Source organism: Bacillus siamensis KCTC 13613 (assembly GCF_000262045.1).
GTDB classification, from domain to species: domain Bacteria; phylum Bacillota; class Bacilli; order Bacillales; family Bacillaceae; genus Bacillus; species Bacillus siamensis.
On sequence record NZ_AJVF01000007.1, the window covers coordinates 1 to 267 of the forward strand.

The window sequence follows — 267 nt, forward strand, 5'->3', positions numbered from 1 at the left end:
ATGGAGCTGGAAAATACCTCTCTCCGCATGCTTCTCGTCGGAGGCGACAAGCTGAAGCGGGCGGTGAAGCAGCCGTACACGATCGTCAACAACTACGGCCCGACGGAGAACACTGTCGTCGCGACAAGCGGCGTCATCAATCCGGAGGAAGGATCGCTTTCAATCGGACGGGCGATTGCCAATACGAGAGCGTATATTCTCGGCGACGGCGATCAGGTGCAGCCGGAAGGCATTGCCGGTGAATTGTGCGTGGCAGGCCGCGGACTT

Annotated in this window: 1 protein-coding gene; it reads left to right on the top strand. The window is 59.2% G+C overall.

From position 1 onward, the window contains the following. A partial coding sequence (locus Y79_RS01000000119855) for an AMP-binding protein (RefSeq protein ID WP_032864731.1) occupies positions 1 to 267 on the top strand: 267 nt, incomplete at both ends.